Origin of the sequence: Xanthomonas sp. BRIP62411 (assembly GCF_003993525.1) — a bacterium.
GTDB lineage: Bacteria > Pseudomonadota > Gammaproteobacteria > Xanthomonadales > Xanthomonadaceae > Xanthomonas > Xanthomonas euroxanthea.
The window spans coordinates 149,124-169,590 of sequence record NZ_QEZI01000012.1 but is presented as its reverse complement, the minus strand read 5'-3'; the positions used below and the strand labels follow the sequence as shown (position 1 = coordinate 169,590).

16 protein-coding genes are annotated in these 20,467 nt (G+C 66.9%); 15 read left to right on the top strand and 1 reads right to left on the bottom strand.

What is annotated here, in order from left to right:
- Positions 1–665: 665 nt before the first annotated feature.
- Complete coding sequence (locus EO139_RS11120) at positions 666–1,526, bottom strand: 2OG-Fe(II) oxygenase (RefSeq protein WP_126970624.1); 861 nt, start codon at positions 1,524–1,526, stop codon at positions 666–668.
- 189 nt (positions 1,527–1,715) lie between these two features.
- On the opposite strand from EO139_RS11120, the gene EO139_RS11115 reads away from it, so the two are divergent.
- The 15 genes from EO139_RS11115 (at position 1,716) to EO139_RS11045 (ending at position 20,333) form a co-directional block, all read left to right on the top strand.
- The gene (locus tag EO139_RS11115) at positions 1,716–3,194 is read left to right on the top strand and encodes a hypothetical protein (RefSeq protein ID WP_104649732.1); all 1,479 of its coding nucleotides are present in this window, start codon (positions 1,716–1,718) and stop codon (positions 3,192–3,194) included.
- Positions 3,195–3,273: 79 nt separating this feature from the next.
- Positions 3,274–5,925: a TonB-dependent receptor gene (locus tag EO139_RS11110; protein WP_126970622.1), complete on the top strand. Its 2,652-nt coding sequence runs from the start codon at positions 3,274–3,276 to the stop codon at positions 5,923–5,925.
- Positions 5,926–6,083: 158 nt separating this feature from the next.
- Complete coding sequence (locus tag EO139_RS11105; RefSeq protein ID WP_126970620.1) at positions 6,084–6,896, top strand: type II secretion system protein N; 813 nt, start codon at positions 6,084–6,086, stop codon at positions 6,894–6,896.
- Complete coding sequence (gene gspD, locus EO139_RS11100) at positions 6,893–8,974, top strand: type II secretion system secretin GspD (protein ID WP_126970618.1); 2,082 nt, start codon at positions 6,893–6,895, stop codon at positions 8,972–8,974. Before EO139_RS11105 ends, gspD begins: the two co-directional genes overlap by 4 nt.
- Positions 8,975–8,978: 4 nt before the next feature.
- Complete coding sequence (gspE, locus tag EO139_RS11095) at positions 8,979–10,466, top strand: type II secretion system ATPase GspE (protein WP_126970616.1); 1,488 nt, start codon at positions 8,979–8,981, stop codon at positions 10,464–10,466.
- Positions 10,453–11,649: a type II secretion system inner membrane protein GspF gene (gene gspF, locus EO139_RS11090; RefSeq protein WP_126970614.1), complete on the top strand. Its 1,197-nt coding sequence runs from the start codon at positions 10,453–10,455 to the stop codon at positions 11,647–11,649. The genes gspE and gspF overlap by 14 nt, the downstream gene beginning before the upstream one ends.
- 28 nt (positions 11,650–11,677) lie before the next feature.
- The gene (gspG, locus tag EO139_RS11085; protein ID WP_126970612.1) at positions 11,678–12,142 is read left to right on the top strand and encodes a type II secretion system major pseudopilin GspG; all 465 of its coding nucleotides are present in this window, start codon (positions 11,678–11,680) and stop codon (positions 12,140–12,142) included.
- Between the two features lie 27 nt (positions 12,143–12,169).
- Complete coding sequence (locus EO139_RS11080; protein WP_126970610.1) at positions 12,170–12,652, top strand: GspH/FimT family pseudopilin; 483 nt, start codon at positions 12,170–12,172, stop codon at positions 12,650–12,652.
- Positions 12,636–13,016 (top strand): type II secretion system minor pseudopilin GspI, encoded by a 381-nt coding sequence (gene gspI, locus EO139_RS11075; protein ID WP_126970608.1) that lies wholly within the window; start codon positions 12,636–12,638, stop codon positions 13,014–13,016. The genes EO139_RS11080 and gspI overlap by 17 nt, the downstream gene beginning before the upstream one ends.
- Positions 13,013–13,636: a type II secretion system minor pseudopilin GspJ gene (gspJ, locus tag EO139_RS11070; protein ID WP_126970600.1), complete on the top strand. Its 624-nt coding sequence runs from the start codon at positions 13,013–13,015 to the stop codon at positions 13,634–13,636. The genes gspI and gspJ overlap by 4 nt, the downstream gene beginning before the upstream one ends.
- On the top strand, positions 13,633–14,625 hold the full coding sequence (gspK, locus tag EO139_RS11065) for a type II secretion system minor pseudopilin GspK (RefSeq protein ID WP_104583807.1): 993 nt from the start codon (positions 13,633–13,635) through the stop codon (positions 14,623–14,625). Before gspJ ends, gspK begins: the two co-directional genes overlap by 4 nt.
- The gene (gene gspL, locus EO139_RS11060; protein ID WP_104583808.1) at positions 14,622–15,710 is read left to right on the top strand and encodes a type II secretion system protein GspL; all 1,089 of its coding nucleotides are present in this window, start codon (positions 14,622–14,624) and stop codon (positions 15,708–15,710) included. The genes gspK and gspL overlap by 4 nt, the downstream gene beginning before the upstream one ends.
- Positions 15,707–16,183 (top strand): type II secretion system protein GspM, encoded by a 477-nt coding sequence (gene gspM / locus EO139_RS11055; RefSeq protein ID WP_104583809.1) that lies wholly within the window; start codon positions 15,707–15,709, stop codon positions 16,181–16,183. Before gspL ends, gspM begins: the two co-directional genes overlap by 4 nt.
- Positions 16,184–16,188: 5 nt before the next feature.
- The gene (gspN, locus tag EO139_RS11050) at positions 16,189–16,899 is read left to right on the top strand and encodes a type II secretion system protein N (RefSeq protein WP_126970656.1); all 711 of its coding nucleotides are present in this window, start codon (positions 16,189–16,191) and stop codon (positions 16,897–16,899) included.
- A 725-nt stretch (positions 16,900–17,624) separates the two neighbouring features.
- Positions 17,625–20,333, top strand: a complete 2,709-nt coding sequence (locus EO139_RS11045) for a TonB-dependent receptor (protein WP_126970598.1) — start codon at positions 17,625–17,627, stop codon at positions 20,331–20,333.
- Positions 20,334–20,467: the final 134 nt, after the last annotated feature.

Sequence of the window (20,467 nt, the reverse complement as noted above, 5' to 3'; positions counted from 1 at the left end):
GTCTCGTGCAGATCGGTTGATTCGTGGTTTTTCTGCAGGATCCTTGCCGGCCCACCATCGCGGGACACGCTGCAAGGAGGAGTGGCCGATCGACGGCTCTGCGGATAGATCAGCTGTAGAGCGGGTGATGTGCCGTTTTTCTGCAGGGCCCTTGCCCGCCCACCATCGCAGGACACGCCGCAAGTACGTCCATGTAGGCTCTTACGCGGCATCCATGCCGCGTAAGGTCCCGCGACGGTGAGCGGGCAAGGACCTGTGGAGATGGTCGGTGCGCATGTAAGAGCAGTGCTGGATGTGTGCCTTGTTCGATCTTGAGGCATCGGCTCCGCGTCTGATGTACGCCGCACCACAGGCAGCTTTTCAGATGAGGGCCGACCAACTGTCTGGTGCGGTGCCCTCGCCGGTTGCGGGACCGTGTGGGGGCATGGATGCCGCCACCGAGCCCCCAGGGACGGGTTCACGGCGTGTCCCGCAAGTGGTGAGGGCGCCGCGCCCTCGACTCACCGTGCTTTTGATTCAAACATCCGATCGCGACTGAAGAACCATGCCGTTGCAGATCTCGGCTGCGTTGTACGTCGTGTATCTGAGTGGATCTGCATGGGGATAATCCGGTTGCATCACGATCATCGACGACCGGGCGATTACGTACGTCTGTGGCGCAGCTCTCAGCCGGGCAGGCGGACTGCACGCTCGCGCAGCCACTTGGTCGCGACCCACTTTTCGCCGGCCAGTACCGGCGCGCCGGCGTGCAGGCTGCGTGTCATCGGATGCGGGCGGTCGTAGCTGAAGAACACCGCGTTGCCCTTGACGGCGGCCACGTCCAGATGCGCATCGGGAAAGCGCGTGGCGCCGCCGCGTTCCGGCGTGTTGAGATACATCACCAACGATGCGACGCGCTGACCGCCGGCCTGCAGCAACACCGGTGTGCCTGCGGCAGCAGGGTCGAAGTAATCGTAGTGCGGCTGATATTCGGCGCCGGTGGCATAGCGCAAGACTTGCAGTCCTTCGCCGTGGTCGACCGGCCAGTCGAGCAGGCGTGCGATGCGTGCTTCGACGCGTTGGCATAGCGCGTCCTGCCCCAGCTGCAGGCACATGCTGTGGCTGGTGCGCGCGGCATGCACGATCTGCGCGCCGTTGTCGTTGTCCACGGTGCGCGAACGCACCAGGCGTGGCTGCGCCAGCGCAATCAATGCATCGCATTCGGCATCGGACAGAAAATCGCCCAGCACCACCACGCGCGGCAGCAACAGGCTGACCAGCACGCGTACCTGGCGATCGCCCAGGTCCAGCAGCGAGGCATCGTTGTCCTGCAGCAGCGCTGGCACGCGTACCGGCACCGGCAGGCCATGCGTCTGCGCGTGGTGCTGGATGTGGTTACGCAGCAGGGCTTCGACTGCGTCGATGGCGTCCTGTTCGCTCCAGCCTTGATCCAGGAGCGGCTGCAGCGCCTGTTCGGGCGGCTGGCCGGCCATTGCCTGCGCAATGATCCAGTCGCCCAGGGCGGCGGGGATGGTGGTCGAGGTCATCCCGCTACAGTGCATGTCACTGTGTGGCAGGCATATGTCAATTGTGTCGTGGTAAGACAAATGACACAGACACCCCCTATAAAAGTGACGGGGATCTAGAACGTGCTCGCCACTGCAGTGGGCGGAACGCAGCCAATTCTTGACGACTCCTCTTCATACCGGACCTTTTTTGACCTGGAGATCAGCCGCATGTCCGTTCGCAATAGCAGCAAGACACTTCTCATGACGTTTGGTACCGCGCTGGCGTTGTCGGCCTGCGGTGGTGGTGCAGATCGTGTCGCCTCGCCCGGCGAGGGCGCATTTCCGCCGGCACCGACGCCGGCTCCCGCACCGACTCCGGCGCCCACGCCGGCACCGACGCCGGCTCCCGCACCGACCGGCCCGGCCGCCGATTGCCCGACCGGTTTTTCCAATGTCGGCACCATCGCCAACAACACGCTGCGCGCCTGCCAGCTGCCGGACACCATCAACGGCAATCTGGTGGTGCCGGCACGTGCGGGCACGGCGTATTCGATCAGCGGACGCGTCAACGTGGGCACCGACCGCGGCGGCAATGCCATCGCTCCGGCCGCCGGCAGCACGCAGGGCATCCTGACCATCGAACCGGGCGTGACCTTGTTCGGTTCGGCCGGTAGCGACTACATCGTGGTCAACCGCGGTTCGCAGATCTTTGCCGAAGGCAGCGCCACTGCCCCGATCGTGTTCACTGCACGCCAGGCCCTGGAGGGCCAGGTCAGCGCCAACACCATCGGCTTGTGGGGCGGCATCGTGGTGCTGGGCCGCGCGGCCATCAACAACTGCCCGGGCACCACGGTCTCCGGCACGCCGGAATGTCAGGCGCAGGTGGAAGGCACCAACGCCTTCTACGGCGGTAACAGCGCCACCGACAACAGCGGTTCCCTGCGCTACCTGCGGGTGATGTATTCGGGGTTCGAAATTTCGCCCAACAACGAGCTGCAGGGCATCACCCTGGCCGGCGTGGGCAGCGGCACGCGCCTGGATCATGTGCAGATCCACAATAGCTCCGACGACGGGATCGAATGGTTCGGTGGCACCGTCAATGGCAGCCACATCGTGATCACCGGCGCCGACGACGATTCGCTGGATACCGATGCCGGCTGGAGCGGCGCCCTGCAGTTCGGCATCGTGGTGCAGCGCGCCGGCGGTGGCGACCGCATGAACGAGTGGAGCAGCCTGCGTCGCCAGCCGTATTCGCGTCCGAAGGTGGCCAACTTCACCTACGTGGGCAATGCGCGTGCCGGTGCGGCGATCATGCTCAACCAGGGCACGCAGGCCGCGTTCTACAACTCGGTCGTCACGCGTCCGGCCGGTGGCACCGGTGATGGCCTGGTGTGCTTCAACTTGGCCGATACCGACACGCTCGGGACCTTCAACTCGGTGTTCTTCGCCTGCCCGACCGCCTTCGGCAGCGATGCGCGTGCGGCCACCCAGTTCGCGGCCGGCACCAACAATGTCGCCAATGGCGTATCCACGTTGCAGAACACCTTCGTCAATGGCGCCAACGAAAGCGCCGTGCCGGCCTTCCAGGGCTTGAACGGGGTGAGCAGCTTCTTCCAGCAGGTGAACTACATCGGTGGCGTGCGCGATGCCAACGACACCTGGTGGCAGGGCTGGACCTGCGGCCTGACCGCCGATCGTCCCTGCTGAGGCACAGCATCGCCAGGCAGCCCACGCGGCTGCCTTGTGATGCGTCCAGCTTCATCTTTCAGTTGCCAGGGCTCCCACGATGCGAACCTCCGCTGTCGCCCGTCTCTCGCGGACGGGCCTGTCTCTTTCCATTTCCACCTTGCTGTTTTCCGGTGCTGCGCTGGCGCAGTCGACCAGCACCGATGCCGGCTCCACCACTGGCACCAGCAGCACCACCAGTGCGCCCAAGCAACTCGACCAGGTCGTGGTGCGTGGCGAATACATTCCCGAACCGATGCTGCAGACCTCGGAGGTGGCCTCGTTCGTCACCCGCGAGGACATGGAGCGCACCGGCGACAGCAGCGCGGCGGTGGCGCTGACGCGTGTCACCGGCCTGAGCCTGTCGCGCGGCAAGTATGTGTATGTGCGCGGCCTGGGCGAGCGTTATTCCTCGGCGTTGTTCAATGGTTCGCCGTTGCCCAGCCCCGAGCCGATGCAGCGGGTGGTGCCGCTGGACCTGTTTCCCAGCGATGTGCTGGACAGCGTGACCGTGCAGAAAACCTATTCGGCCGATTATCCGGGCGAATTCGGCGGCGGCGTGATCGATCTGCAATCGATGGCGGTGCCGGACAAGCCGTTCCTGTCACTGACCGTGGGCGGCGGCGTCAACAGTGTCAGCACCGGCGAAAAAGGCCTGACCTACTACGGCTCCGGCGATGACGAGTGGGGCTATGACGATGGCACCCGCAAGCAGCCCGGCGCGTTGCGCGATGCGATCCAGAGCGGCCGGCGCGTGGACCTGGGCAGTTTCTCGCGCGAGGACATCCGTAGCATCGGCCGTAGCTTGAACAACGCCAACCTGTACGTGCTGCAGGAAAAGGACAGCATCGCCCCGGACGTCAATGTCGGCGGCAGCGCCGGTTACAGCATGGACGTGGGCGAGGCCAAGCTGGGCATCATCGCGGTGGCCAGCTACGACAACGAGTGGCGCACGCGCACCGGCAAGCAGCAGGATGGCATCTTTGTCGGCGATACGGTCGAGTTCAATTCCAACTACGACTTCGCCACCACCCGCAACAACGTGCGCACCAACGGCATGCTGGGCCTGGGCTGGGAGTACGGCAGCCACACCATCGGCTGGACCACCTTGTATGTGCACGATGCGTTGAAGGTCGCGCGCAGCCGCGCCGGCCGCGACGAACTGGCCGGTTTCGATGTGCGCGACGACAACACCGAGTGGTACGAGCGCCAGCTGATCAACAACCAGCTACGCGGCACGCACGCGTTCGGCGAGTACGACGACTTGAAGATTGAATGGCGCGCAGCGGTGGCCAACGCCAGCCGCGATGTGCCGTACGAAACCGGCATTCGCTACGAGCTGCTGGATGGCTACTGGGCGCACGATGCCTCGCGCGTGCAGAACTACACCCGCTTCAGCAAGGTCGACGACACCGTGGCCAGCGGCGGGGTGGACGTGACCTGGCGTTTGCCGATCGAGCACGATGTCACCATCAAGGGCGGTCTGGCCTATCTGGACAACGACCGCAGCGCGTGGAGCCGCGAGTTCCGCTTCCTGGCGCTGGATGGCCCGCTGCCGTTCTACAACCAGTTCCAGCGTGTGGATTACCTGATCTCCGATTACAACCTCAGCAACGATCTGCTGCGCCTGCGCGAGACCACCGGCAGCTTTGGTGCGGCCGCGTACGATGCGACCCTGAAGGTCAAGGCGGCGTATCTGCAGATGGAGGGCGAGATCGTGCCGACCCTGCGCGCCACCGTCGGCGTGCGTTACGAGGACGCCACGCAGGCGGTGCATCCGTACGACATCTTCACCGGCGCGCGCCAGGACAGCGTGGCACCGCTGGAAAACAGCTACGCGCTGCCATCGGCCACGGTGACCTGGAATTTTGCCGAGAACCAGCAGCTGCGCTTTGGTGCGTCCAAGACCATTGCCCGCCCGCAGTTCCGCGAGATGGCGCCGCAGCAGTATCTGGACCCGGATATCGACCGCCAGTTCTTCGGCAACCCGTTCCTGGTCGATAGCGAGCTGGTCAACCTGGATGCGCGGTACGAGTGGTTCTTCGAGCCGGGCGAGTATTTCACCGTCGGCGCGTTCTACAAGAGCATCGACAAGCCGATCGAAGCCATCGTCAACGATGCACCCGGCGGCGGCATCGTGCAGAGCTTCATCAATGCACCCGAGGCCACCTTGTACGGCATCGAGCTGGAGGCCAAGAAGTATCTGGACCTGCCGATCGGGGCCGACTGGTGGGGCGACAAGCGGGTGTTCGTGTCCGGCAACTACACGCGCACCAAGTCGGAGGTGAGTGCCAGCGATGGCGACACCGTGCAGCCGTTCGGCTTCACCGCACCGGTGCAGGCGACCTTGTTCATCCGCGATGGCTCGGCCTTGCAGGGGCAGTCCGATGACATCGCCAACCTGCAGATCGGTGTGGAAAGCGAGAGCACCCACAGCCAGGCCACCTTGATTGCCAACTATGTCGGCGAGCGGGTGTCCGCGCGTGGTCGGCCGGGGCAACCGGATTACATCGACAAGCCCGGCACCTCGCTGGATCTGGTGATCAAGAAGGGCCTGGTATGGTCGGGCAATACGCTGTCGTTGAACTTCGCCGCACGCAACCTGCTCAAGACCAAGTACCAGGAATATCAGAGCCTGGGCAGCAATCGGGTGGACCTGTACGAGTACCAGCCCGGCGTGACGTATGACCTGAGTGTGACAGCGCGCTTCTGATCCGACGCCCGCTGCCGGTATCGCAAACGCCCGCCCTGCCTCGCATGGCGGGCGTTTGCATCTGGGTCCGTGTCACCGTATGTCGGCCTGTGTCATCACTTTCTTCGAACTGACACATTGCGGCCGCATTCTGTCATCCGACCGCAATCCTGAGACGGATGTCCGCTTTGCAGCGCGTTTTGCCCTCCTTGAAACCCCTGATGTCGGCGCGTGGCCGCAGCGCACTGGCCTGCGTGCTGCTCGCGTTGCTGGCGCTGCAATGCGCGCGCGTGTTGTGGGTGGTGATCACCCCGATCGGGCCGCTCGGCACCGCCCAGGTCGCCACGCCTGCACAGGCGGAGCTGCCCGCACTGCGCCGCGATGTATTCCATCGCAGCGTTCCGGAGGCCAGCAGCGACGGCATCGTGTTGCATGGTGTCCGCACAGGCGGCACGCAAGCGGCCGCGTTCCTGAGCAGTGGCGATGGCCGACAAGGCGCGTATCGCATTGGCGATGGCGTGGCGCCTGGCGTGACGGTGCAGGCGATCGCGAGCGATCACGTGCTGCTGCGTACCGGTGGTGGCGTGCGACGTCTGGCCTTGGTGGAATCCACAGCGTCGTCGGCACCCCCCTCGCCAGCAACGAGCGCGGCAGCAGCCACCAGCGCCGCACCTGCGGTGATGTCGAATGTCGGCGCAGCGGCTGGCGCAGCCACGGCAATGGCTGTCGACCCGCAACAACTGCTCACCACCGCCGGCCTGCGTGCAAGCGAAGACGGCAGCGGGTTCACCGTGATGCCGCGCGGCGATGGCGCATTGCTGCGCCAGGCCGGCCTGGCCCCAGGCGATGTGCTCACCCAGCTCAATGGCCGCGCGCTCGATGCCGAACACCTGCGCGAGCTGCAGGACGAACTGCGCGATGGCCAGGCGGCCACGCTGACCTACCGCCGCGATGGCCAGACCCACACCATGACCTTGAAGCGCCCGCAATGACTGCTGCCCGCCCCGCATGGCTGCTTTCGGCCACCTTGTTGCTCGCACTGCCGGCGGTGCCGATGGTGTCGCTGCATGCCGCCGACGCACCGGCCGTGCGCCTGCAGGACGTGGACCTGCGTGCCTTCATCCAGGACGTGTCGCGTGCCACCGGCATCACCTTCATCGTGGACACGCGCGTGCAGGGCACGGTCAACGTAGCGCGCGCGCAGGCGATGTCGGAACAGGACCTGCTCGGCATGCTGCTGGCGGTCTTGCGTGCCAATGGCTTGATCGCGGTGTCCAGCGGGCCGTCGACCTATCGCATCATTCCCGACGATACCGCTGCGCAGCAGCCCGCCAGCGCCGCCAACGGCAACCTGGGGTTCGCCACGCAGGTGTTCACCCTGCAACGCGTGGACGCGCGCAGCGCTGCGGAGATTCTCAAGCCGCTGATCGGCCGTGGTGGCGTGATCATGGCGATGCCGCAAGGCAACAGCCTGCTGATTGCCGACTACGCCGACAACCTGCGCCGTGTGCGTGGCCTGGTCGCGCAGATCGACACCGACCGCGCGGCAATCGACACGGTGAGCTTGCGCAATAGTTCCGCGCAGGAACTGGCGCGCACGCTGACCTCGCTGTTCGGGCAGGCCGGCGAACGCAGCAACGTGCTGTCGGTGTTGCCGGTGGACAGCAGCAACTCGCTGATCGTGCGTGGCGACCCGGCACTGGTGCAGCGCGTGGTGCGCACTGCGGTGGATCTGGATGGGCGCGCCGAACGTCGCGGCGATGTCAGCGTGGTGCGGCTGCAACACGCCAGCGCCGAGCAATTGCTGCCGGTGTTGCAGCAACTGGTCGGGCAGAGCCCGGGCAACGAGGCGCAGCCCGGGCAGGACACGCGCTCCAGCGCGGTGGATGTGGCCGCCGCTGCTGCGGGCGCCGCGCAGACGCAGGTGATCACACCGGCCGCCGGCAAGCGCCCGGTGATCGTGCGCTACCCCGGCTCCAACGCCTTGATCATCAATGCCGACCCGGAAACCCAGCGCGCCTTGATGGATGTGATCCGTCAGCTGGACGTGCATCGCGAGCAGGTGCTGGTCGAAGCGATCGTGGTGGAGATCTCCGACACCGCCGCCAAGCGTCTGGGCGTGCAGCTGCTGTTGGCCGGGCGCAATGGCACGGTGCCGTTGATCGCCACGCAGTACAGCGGCGCGTCGCCGGGCATCGTGCCATTGGCTGCGGCGGCGGCCGGCACGCGCAGCAACAACGGCGACGACGACTCGGTGCTGGAACAGGCGCGCAATGTGGCCGCGCAATCGCTGCTGGGCCTGAGCGGCGGCCTGATCGGGCTGGCCGGGCAGAGCAATGATGCAGTGTTCGGCATGATCATCGATGCGGTCAAGAGCGACACCGGCTCCAACCTGTTGTCCACCCCGTCGATCATGACCCTGGACAACGAGCAGGCACGCATCCTGGTCGGCCAGGAAGTGCCGATCACCACCGGCGAAGTGCTGGGCGCGGCCAACGACAACCCGTTCCGCACCATCCAGCGCCAGGACGTGGGCGTGGAGCTGGAAGTGCGCCCGCAGATCAATACCGCCGGCGGCATCACCCTGGCGATCAAGCAGGAAGTCTCGGCCATTGCCGGGCCGGTCAGCGCGCAGTCCTCGGAGCTGGTGTTCAACAAGCGCCAGATCGAAACCCGCGTGGTGGTGGAAAACGGCGCCATCGTCGCGCTTGGCGGCCTGCTCGACCAGAACGACCGCCAGACCGTGGAGAAGGTGCCGCTGCTGGGCGATGTGCCCGGGCTGGGCGCGCTGTTCCGGCACAAGTCGCGCAACCGCGACAAGACCAACCTGATGGTGTTCATCCGCCCGACCATCATCCGCGACGCGGCCGATGCGCAGCGCATGACCGCACCGCGCTACAGCTACCTGCGCGATCGCCAGCTGGCCGATGGCGACCCGGAAGCCGCGCTCGATGCACTGGTGCGCAACTACCTGCGCGCACAACCGCCGCAGCTGCCGGGGGCGCCGTCGCCAGCCGTGCCGGCGCCGGCAACAACGCCTGCGCCCGGTGCGCGTCCCGCGCAGCGCTGATGCCATGAACACTGCGCGCGCCAGCATTTCCTATGCGTTCGCCAAGCGCCACGGCGTGGTGCTGCTCGGCAGCGACAGCGCCGCGCAGATCGGCCTGCGCGAAGGTGGCGATGTGCAGGCGCTGATCGAGCTACGGCGTGCGCTAGGCATGCCGTTGCAGGTGCGCACGCTGGCGCCGTCGGTGTTCGACCGGCATGTGTCGGAGATCTACGCCGATGCCGGCATGGAGCAGGGCGTGCAGGTGGAGGCGCTGGACCTGCACGGCAGCCTGGATTCGTTGATCGACGACATCCCCACCGCCGATCTGCTCGACAGCCAGGACGATGCACCGATCATCCGCCTGATCAACGGCATCATCGCCGAGGCCGCGCGCCTGGGTGCCTCGGACGTGCATCTGGAATCCTACGAATCGCGGCTGCGCGTGCGGCTGCGCGTGGACGGGGTGATGCGCGAAGCGGCCACCTTGCCCGGACGCATCGCGCCGCTGCTGGTGTCGCGCGTCAAGGTGATGGCGCGGCTGGATATCGCCGAAAAACGCATCCCGCAGGATGGCCGCGTGTCGCTGGTGATGGGCGCCAAGGCACTGGACGTGCGTGTGTCCACGCTGCCGACGCGCAGCAGCGAGCGGGTGGTGCTGCGCATCCTGGACAAGGAACAGGGCACCTTGTCGCTGGCCCAGTTGGGCATGCCGCCGGCGGTGATGCACACGGTGGAGCGCGCCCTGCAGGTGCCCAACGGCATCGTGCTGGTGACCGGGCCGACCGGCTCGGGCAAGACCACCACGCTGTATACGGCGCTGAGCCTGCTCAACGATGGCTCGCGCAACATCCTCACGGTGGAGGACCCGGTGGAATACGCCATCGACGGCGTCGGCCAGACCCAAGTCAATGCACGTGTCGGCATGACCTTCGCGGCCGGCTTGCGCGCCATCCTGCGCCAGGATCCTGACGTGGTGATGATCGGCGAGATCCGCGACACCGAGACCGCGCAGATCGCCGTGCAGGCCAGCCTCACCGGCCACCTGGTGCTGTCCACCGTGCACACCAACGATGCGGTGGGCGCAGTCACGCGGCTGCGCGACATGGGCATCGAACCGTTCCTGCTCGCATCGAGCCTGCGGCTGATCCTGGCCCAGCGGCTGGTGCGGCGCCTGTGCACGCAGTGCCGCGCCCCGCGCCCGCTGGATGCCGGTACCCGCCAGATGCTGGAGGCGCCGGCCGATGCAACGCTCTACGGCGCGGTGGGCTGCGCGGCCTGCCATCACAGCGGTTACGCCGGGCGCGTGGGCGTCTACGAAGCCATTGCGGTGGATGATGCGATGCGTCGGCTGATCGGCGACAACGCCGATGAAGATGCCCTGGCGGCGGTGGCCTTCGCACGCGCACCGCGCCTGGGCGATGCCGCGCGTGCAGCGGTGCTGCAAGGCCTCACCACACTGGAAGAGGCGCTGCGGGTGACCCGCCAGCAGGACGATGCGCATGCCGCGGTTTGACTACACCGTGCTCGATCTGCACGGGCATCGACGCCAGGGCGTGATCACCGCCGACTCGGCGCAGGGTGCACGCGCGCAACTGGAGCAGCGTCAGTGGGTGCCGGTGCGCGTGGAGGCGGCGGTGGCTGCCAGCAGCGTGCGTCCGGCGCGTTTCAGCGGCAAGGATCTGGTGCTGTTCACCCGCCAGCTGGCCACGCTGGTGGAGATCGCTCCGCTGGAGGAAGCGCTGCGCACCATCGGCACGCAGTCCGAGCGTCGCGGCGTGCGCCGGGTCACCAGCCAGACGCATGGGCTGGTGGTCGAAGGCTTCCGCCTGTCGGATGCGATGGCGCGCCAGGGCAGTGCGTTTCCGCCGTTGTATCGGGCGATGGTGGCCGCCGGCGAAAGCGCCGGCGCGTTGCCGCAGGTGCTCGAGCGCCTGGCCGATCTGCTGGAGCGGCAGGCGCAGGTGCGCAGTAAGCTGCAGTCTGCACTGGTCTATCCGGCTGCGTTGGCCCTGACCGCCGGTGCGGTGGTCATCGTGCTGATGACCTTCGTGGTGCCCAAGGTGGTCGACCAGTTCGATTCGATGGGCCGCGCATTGCCATGGCTGACGCGCGCGGTGATCGGCGTGTCGAACTTCCTGCTGCATGCAGGCATTCCGCTGCTGGTGGCACTGGTCATTGTGGTGATCGCCGCATTGCGCCTGCTCAAGCGCCCGCAGCTGCGCCTGGCGGCCGACCGCGCCGTGCTGCGTGCGCCCTTGCTCGGCCGGCTGATCCGCGACCTGCATGCCGCACGCATGGCACGCACGCTGGCGATCATGGTCAACAGCGGGTTGCCGTTGATGGAAGGCCTGATGATCGCCGCGCGCACCGTCGACAACCGCGCCTTGCGGCTGGCCACCGACAATATGGTCACGGCAATCCGTGAGGGCGGCAGCCTGGCCGCGGCAATGAAGCGCGCCGGCGTGTTTCCACCGACGCTGCTGTACATGGCCTCCAGCGGCGAAAACAGCGGGCGCCTGGCGCCGATGCTGGAACGTGCCGCCGATTATCTGGAGCGCGAGTTCGCCTCCTTCACCACCGCGGCGATGAGCCTGCTGGAGCCGGCCATCATCGTGCTGCTCGGCGGTGTGGTGGCGGTGATCGTGCTGTCGATCCTGCTGCCCATCCTGCAATTCAACACCCTCGCGCTTGGTTGAGCGCGGCCGCCTATTTCTGGAGATCCTCATGCAGTCCATCCGTCATCGCCAACGTCCTTGCTCGCTGTCCTCGCAAGCGCGAACGCGCGGCTTCACCCTGGTCGAGTTGATGGTGGTCATCGTCATCATCGGCCTGCTTGCCACGGTGGTGATGATCAACGTGATGCCCAGCCAGGACCGCGCCATGGTCGAGAAAGCGCGCGCCGACGTGGCTGTGCTGGAACAGGCGCTGGAGACCTATCGCCTGGACAACCTCAGCTACCCGAGCACCGAACAGGGCCTGCAGGCCTTGCTCACTGCGCCGAGCGGCCTGACCCGGCCGGAGCGCTATCGCCAGGGCGGCTATATCCGCCGCCTGCCCGAAGATCCGTGGGACCATGCGTATCAATACCGCCGCCCGGGCCGCAGTGGTGGCTTCGACGTCTACTCGTTCGGTGCCGATGGCGCCGAAGGCGGCGACGCCGACAATGCCGATATCGGCAACTGGCGCTGAGGCCGGGCAGTGTTCGCGCAAGCCGCCATGGCAAGCCAATCCCGTGGACGCGCGTCGCCGGCGCCTGCGCGCGGCTTCACCTTGCTCGAGTTGCTGGCGGTGCTGGTGATCACCGCACTCGCCAGCACGTTGGTGGTGCTGACCTTGCCGGATACGCGGCGCGACCTGCACGACCAGGCCGATGCATTGGCCGGTGCCTTGGGCAATGCCCGCGACGAGGCGATCCTGAGCCTGCGCATGGTCGAGGTGAGCATCGATGCCGGTGGTTATGCATTCCGCCGCCAGGCGCAGCAACGCTGGGTGCCGCTGGATGAAAGACCTTTCGCCGCGATGCGTTGGCCTGCCGGTGTGCAGGCGCAGATGCCGGTGGGTGGCACGCAGGTGAGCGTGCGCTTCGACCCCACCGGTGCGGCCACGCCGCAACGCATCGCGCTGGCCGACGGCCAACAACAGCTGCTGGTCGTGGTGGACGCCACCGGCGTGGTACGGGTCGATGCACCACGGCCGTGATCCCCGTGCCTGCGCCGGGTTCTCGCTGCTCGAACTGATGGTCGCGCTGGCGATCTTCGGCATGGCCGTGGTCGGTCTATTGAACGTGTCCGGCGAAAGCACGCGTACCGCGGTGGTGCTGGAAGAGCGTGCGCTGGCCGCGGTGGTGGCGGAAAACCAGGCGATCGACGCGATGCTCGCGCCTACGGCCGCAGCACTGGTACCAGCCAACGGGCAGGAAACGCTGGGCGGACGCAGCTGGGACTGGCAGCGTCAGTCGATGCCGGCCGGTGCTGCGGGCATCGTGCGCATCCAGGTGCAGGTGCGGGCCGCAGCGCAGGCGCAGGAACTCGCCAGCCTGAGTGTGCTGCGGAGTGCCGAATGAGCCGCGCACGTCGCAGCGCAGCGTGTGTCCGTGGCAGCGCGGGCTTCACCTTGATCGAGCTGCTGGTCGCCCTGGCGGTGTTCGCGCTGGTGGCAGTGGCGGCGGTGGTGGTGATGCGGCAGAGCATCGACCAGCACGATGCCGTGCGTGCGCGCCTGCAGCACGTGCGCGAGTTCCAGCTTGCGCATGGCCTGCTGCGCAGCGACCTGCAACAGGCCGCAGTGCGGCGCACGCGCAATAGCGAAGGCAGCGCTGCACGCACCGCGTTCGTCGCAAGCCCGCCCGGTGTGCCCGGGCCCCTGTTCGGTTTTGTGCGACGCGGCTGGAGCAATCCGGATCACGCGCCGCGCGCGTCGCTGCAATATGTGGAATACCGCGTGGTCGACGGACGCCTGGAGCGCAGTGCGCGTCCGGCCCTCGACGGTGCGGTCGCCGGCACGCCGCAGGTGGTGTTGCATGGCGTGCGCTCGGCGGTGGTGGGGTTCCACTATCGCGCGCAGTGGAGCGACGGCTGGAGCGGGGGGCTCGACGCGCTGCCGGATGCGATCTCGCTGGAGCTGGACCTGGAACAATGGGGCCGCGTACGCCAGTTGTTCCTGCTGCCGGAGGGGCGCGGATGACGGCCTTGAATGCACGCAGGCAGCAACGTGGCGTCGCACTGCTGACGGTGCTGTTACTGGTCGCGGTGATGACGCTGCTGATGGTCGCGGTGCTGGACGATCTGCGCTTTGGCCTGCGTCGCACCGGCAACGGCGAGGCGATGACGCAGGCGCAGTGGTATGCGCTGGGCACCGAAACCGTCGCACGCGCGCGCCTGCAGGCACTGGCCAGGCGTGATCCGATGCGCACCACGCTGGAAGGCGGCTGGAACGATCAGCCGATCATCTTCCCGCTGGACGACGGCACGGTGAGCGTGCGCCTGCGCGATCGCGGCGGCTGCTTCAATCTCAACAGTGTGGTCGCCGGTGCGCCCGAGCAATGGCAGCGCAGCGACGATGGCGCAGGCCAGTACCGCGCATTGCTGGACGTGCTGGGCATCGCACCGCAACAGGCACAGGCGCTGACCGATGCGCTGGTGGACTGGATCGACAGCGACAGCCAACCCGGCGCACAGGGGGCCGAAGACGCACACTATCTGCAATTGGCAGTGCCGCGACGCACCGGTGCGACCCTGCTGGCGGGCGTCGGCGAGCTGCGCGCCATTGCCGGCTACACGCCGCAGGTGATCGCGCAGTTGCGGCCGTATGTGTGTGCACTGCCGGAGGCGCGCCTGTCGCCGATCAATATCAATACGCTGCGCCCGCAAGATGCGCCGGTGTTGGTGGCACTGACCGAAGGCGTGCTGGAACTGCCGGCCGCGCGCCGCGTCATCGCCGCGCGGCCGGCCGCAGGATGGCGCGACGTCAGGACCTTCCTGAGCCAGCCTGCGCTGATCCAGGCCGAGCCTTCCAATGCGGTGCTGGAACAGATCGCACTACGCACCAGTTACTTCTCGCTCTACAGCCAGGTCGACCATGCAGGCGCGCAGGTGATGCTGGATGCCTTGCTGCAACAAGACCCTGCAGGGCGCGTGCGGCTGGTGGCGCGTCAATGGAGTTCCGACGAATGAGTACCAGCTTGCTGTTGCTGCCCGCCGATGCCACTGCGCCGGCGATCGCCGTGCGGGTGGATGCGCAGGGGCAGGTGCTGTCGCAGCGCCCGGCCAGCGCGCCGTGGGAACCGTCCGCACGTACCGTGCTGGTGGTGCCGGGCGTGGATGTACATCTGCGCTGGCTGCGCTTGCCCGGCCGCAGCATCGCGCAATCGGTCGCGGCTGCACGCCTGCACCTGGCCGAGCACCTGGCGGTCGAGACGCCTGGCCTGCATGTGGTGATTGCCGATCGCGTCGAGGCCGATGGCACGCGTCTGGTCGCTGCGGTGGACGACGCGGTGATGCAGCAGTGGCTGGCGCGCGCAGCGCAGCTGGGTGTCGTTCCCGACGCGGTGGTGCCCGATTGCCTGTTGCTGGAACCCGGCGCGGACGCTGCGGCAGCAGTGATGGACTGGGATGGCCGCTGGCTGATCCGCGGCGCAGGGCTGGCCTGCAGCCTGGAGCCGGAGGCCGCGCGCATGCTGCTGGGCGAACGCGCACCGGCACCGCCGCCGGCACCTGACGCCGCGCAAACCATTGCCGGCTTTGCGCGAGGCGCCATGCGCGCGCCGATCAACCTGCTGCAACACGCATTCGCCGCAAGGCCGGCCGCTGCACAGACGGTCACTCCGCGCCGTCTTGCGGCGCTGGCCGCGCTGGTGCTGCTGTCGCCGCTGGTGCTGTTGCTGGCGCAGACACTGCGCTACGAACTCGGCGCGCGCCTGCTGCAATCGCGCGCCGCTGCGCAGTTGGGCGTGCGCGATGCGGCGGCGGTACCGGCCGCATTGCAGGCACGCCGGCACGCGGGTGCGGCCGCCGATGTCCTGGCCGTGCAGCTCGGCAGCCTGTTCGCAGCGGTCGATGCCGTTCCGGCGGCGGAACTGGACCAGCTCGACTATCAGGCCGCGCAGCCGCTGCGCGGCACACTGCTGCACAGCGATGGCGCCAGCCTGCAACAGCTGTCCGCGCGGCTGGCCGAAGCAGGATGGCAGCTGCAGCCGGGCAGTAGCCAGACCGAAGACGAGCGCATGCGGACACCGTTCGCACTGGAGCCAGTGCGATGAATGCACGCCTGCAACGCAGCACGCAGTGGTGGCAGGCGCGCGCGCCGCGCGAGCGGTTGATGCTGGGCGTGATGTGCGCCGCGCTGGCCGCGTTTGTCGGCTGGTACGCGCTCTACACCCCGTTGCGGCACTGGCACGCCCAGGCGCAGGCGCGCTATGCCGTTGCGGCGCAGCTGGTGCTCGATGCATCTGCACAGGCATCTGCGAGCAGGCGTACGGCGGCACCTGGTACGACGGCACTGAACGAGCGCATCGCCAGCAGCGCACGCGATGCCGGCGTCAGCATCACCTCGCAGCAGCGCAGTGCAGCGGGTGGGGTGGAGGTGCAGATCGATGCGGTCAGTGCCGTCACCTTGTTCGGCTGGCTGGAGCGGCTGCGCCAGGCGCATGGACTGGTGCCGACCCAGCTGAGCATCGTGCGCGACCAGGGCCAACTCCGGGTACGCTGCGGGTTTGCGGAGCCTGCACCGTGACGCGCCTGCGCTGGATCCTGATCTTCCTGCTGATGGTGGGTGTCGCGCTGCTGGCATGGCTGCCGCTGCGCCTGGTGCTGCCACGGGAGGGCCTGCCATTCTCGGCGCTGGACGTGGAGGGGCCGGTATGGGCCGGCACCTTGCGGCAGGTGCAATGGCAAGGCATCGCCTTCGGCGATGTCACGGTACGGCCGCGGCTGTGGCCACTGGTGCGCGGAGAGCGCCAGGTGCACCTGCAGGCCACGCAGCTGCAACTGCTGCTGGTGGATGGCGCGCAACACGGCATCCGCGATGCGCAGGGCCAGTTGCTGTTGCGCCAGCCAGCGGGCATGGCGTTGATCGATCTGGCATTGGAGCTGCAGCAGGTGGATCTGTTGTTCGATGCCACCGGCTGCGTGCAGGCAGCTGGGCGGGTCGGCCTGCAAGTGCTGGCAAGTGGGGCGGGCGAGCTGCACGGGCTACCGCCGTTGCGCCTGTCCGGACAGCCGCGCTGCGTGGGCGACACCGCCGTGCTGACCCTGCTGCCCGACGCCGCGCTGCCTGCCGGCGTACAGGCCGATGCACAGCTGCAGCTGTGGCGCGATGGACGCTGGCAGCTGCAGTCGCGTGTCGATCCGGGGCAGGACGCGGTGCTGGGCGTGGGCCTGCAGTTGCTGGGCTTTGCCGCCACCCCGGAGCGCACCTTGCTGCGCGTCGACCAGGGGCAACTGCGCTGAGCGCAGCTTTGCTGGCCGGGCGTGGCGCGATTTTCCATCTGCACCATTCGCGTGCATGGGCACGGCCGGTGTCCTTGTCCCGGCCAACGCAGCGCCGCTTCTATCCAGTCCGCTGACATCGTTGTCGCCCTGGCGCGGCTTGCAGTCATCGCTGCAGGGCGTGGATGCGGCGACGCGGCAGGCATGCCGCCCTCGATGACGTAGAAGCGCGCGGCACCGGACTGTGATGCCACCCACAGTGCTTTCGGTGCATCGGCTGCCGCCGGATCTTTGGAGAATTGGTCTGGTTACCGGCGATTGGTCGGTGACTGGTCCTGTGACAACGATACCCGCGCCGCACCCAAATGACCCTGCGCGCACCGTCGAAGGTCTTGGAAAACAAGCCTTAGGGCGCGATCCCGGCCGGGCGGAAAACGCTTTCGACAGTGACTGTTGACAGGATCTTTTAAAGACCATAAGAATCAAATCCACTGAATTGGTATTTGCCAGTCAGGGCCGTTGATCAGCAATGGCAGGCGATGACCGTCCTGGGAGGGAGACGGCATCGGCACCCACGGGGGGCCGTACGGGGTGCTCGTAGACAACAGATCGCAGGCGGTTCCGGACGTCCGGGACTGGTGGCCTGTGCGCGCGTGGGTGGGTTGCCCAACGCCGGGATCTGTCAGCGCTGATCGATCGGAATGCCAGCCGCGTCGTCGTCCAGCCATTCCACCTCAGGATCTCCCATGTCACCTGTCCCGCGTGCCGCGTTGCGTTGTTGTTCGCCCTCCTCGCTGTCCCTCGCCATTGCGCTGTCGCTGCTTGCCTGCGGCGCCAACGCGCAGGCGCAGGAATCGCCGCCGGCGGCATCGGCGCAGATTTCCCAGCTCGACACCGTCAAGGTCACCAGCTCCTACCAGAAGAGCCTGATCACCGCGATGGACAACAAGCGCGACGACGTGCGCATGACCGATGGCATCTCCGCGCAGGACATCGGCAAGTTTCCCGCCGAAAACATCGCCGAGGCGATCCAGCGCATCCCGGGCGTGCAGATCTCCACCATCAACGGGCGCGGCTCCACGATCAGCGTGCGTGGCCTGGGCCCGCAGTACTCGGCCACCACCATCAACGGCCAGGTGATCAAGAGCGCCGACTTCACCGATGGGTTCCGCTACGACATCATCCAGCCGGAAGTGGCCGCCGGGATCGAGGTGATCAAGTCGCCGTCGGCGGACATGGATGCCGGTGGCCTGTCCGGCACGGTCAACATCAACACCACCAAACCACTGGACTACCAGCAGACCAAGCTGCTGTTCTCGGCCAAGACGCAATATGCGGAGTTCGCCGGTGGCTCGCCCACGCCCAAGGGCGTGCTGACCTATATCGACCAGTTCAAGGCCGGCGGCGGCGAGCTGGGCGTATTCCTCAGCGCCGGCTACCAGAAGCTCAAGGACCGCGCCGATTATCTGTGGATCGACCGCTGGTACACGCAGGACACCGACGCCGGCAGCTTGTACATCCCGCGCCGCCCGCGCTATCGCTCGATCGAGCGCGAGACCACCCGCAAGATGTTCAACGGCGGCTTGCAGTGGAAGCCCAACGACCAGCTGGAGATGAACCTCACTGCGCTGTATTCGCAGGACAAGACCGCCAACGACATGAACCAGCTGGTGTACTCGTTCGAGCGCACCCCGCTGACGGTGCTGCAGACCAACGGCCTGACCGCCACGCAGGTGGCGGCATCGGACTACTGGCTGGAAAACAATCGCCAGATCGAACAACACGACCTGTCCACGCAGTTGCTCACCTACGACTTCAAGTGGAAGGGCGATGCCTGGACGCTCAGTGGCGCGGCCAATTACACCCAGGGCAAGACCGACGAGAACGAACGCGCCGCGATCCTGGGCCGGATTCCCTCGGCGACATTGCTGGATACCTCCAATCCCGACGCGATCTCGCTGACCACCGATGCCGACGCCACCGATGCCAGCGCCTGGGACAAGCGCAATCTGGTGCGTAGCGAGTATCCCAACGGTTCCATCCAGTCGCTCAGCAACAAGGAATGGTCGCTGCAGCTGGATGCCGAACGGTATCTGGAGCTGGGTGCGTTGAACGCGGTGCGCTTCGGTGCCAAATACCGCCGCGAGACCTTCGAGCGCGACGTGCGCCGGCGCGACTTCCTGTATCTGCTCAGGACCGGTGCGGTGTCGGGCTTCGACATGTTCCCGGAACTGTCGGCCGCCAACAGCACGGTGAGCAACTTCCTCGACGGGCAGCTCGCCTCGCAGGACAGCTGGGTCACTCCGGATATCGCCGCCTACGCGCGCTCGCTGGCGGCCGCCGGCATCAGCGTGCCGGTGCTGTTCGCGCCGCAAAGCAGCTACAGCATCGAGAACGACATTTCCTCGGCCTATGCGATGGCGCGCATCGACACCGACATCGGCAGCATGCGCCTGCGCGGCAACCTTGGCCTGCGCTACGAAAACACCAAGCGCACCACCGACACCTACCTGACCCAGGCACAGGCCGCCAGCGACGATGCCAATGTGGTGATCGGCACCGCGCGTGCGCCGTACGACTATTCCAACTGGCTGCCCAGCCTGAACCTGGTGCTGGACATGCGCGACGACCTGCTGCTGCGCTTTGCCGCCGCCAAGGTACTGGTGCGGCCGATCCTGGACAGCAATACCGCCATCGCCTCGACCATTTCCACCGGCACCAATACCGGCGGCACGACGACCTATGTCGTCACCCAGGGCCAGACCGATCTGAAGGCGCTGACCGCCGACCAGGCCGACCTGAGCCTGGAGTGGTACTACGGAAACGGTGGCGCGCTCACCGTGGCCGGCTTCTGGAAGAACATCAAGAACGGCACCTTCAACAGCATCGTCTGCCCGGCCGCCTTCAACGGCACTGCGCTGTCCAGCAACGCGGCCGGCGACTGCGTGGACAGCGGCGGCGATATCTACGAGATCACTGCCACCACCAACGATCCGAGCAAGGTCAAGATCCGCGGCTACGAACTGGGCTGGACGCAATCGCTGGACGCCTGGTTGCCGATCGACGGCTTCGGGGTGACCACCAACTTCACCCGGGTGATTCCGCAGCGCGATACTGATTTCCAGATCCGCAACCTGTCCGAACAGACCTGGAACGCCACCGCGTACTGGGAGAGCACGCATTATTCGGCGCGCGTCTCGCTCAACCACCGCAGCGAGTACGAACAGGACAGCAGCGACAGCTTCTTCGCGCGCGAAGGCCACACCATGAAGGCGCGCACGCAGCTGGATGCGGTGCTTGGCTACCAGGTCAACGACACGCTGAGCTTCCAGCTGGGTGGCCTGAATCTCACCAACCGCACCGAGGAGGCGTACAAGGACATCGCCAGCCGCTGGCAGATGACCGGTGTCACCGGTCGCAGTTACTACCTGTCGATGCAGTGGGACATGCTGTGATGCCGGGCCAGCGAGCGCTGCGCCGGCAGGCACCGCTGCGGGCGGCAGCCAGCACTGCAGGCAGCGCCGCAGGCGTGATGGACGCGCGCCCTGCAGTGGCCGCGCGCGTGGCTGCGCCGCGTGCATCACGGAGC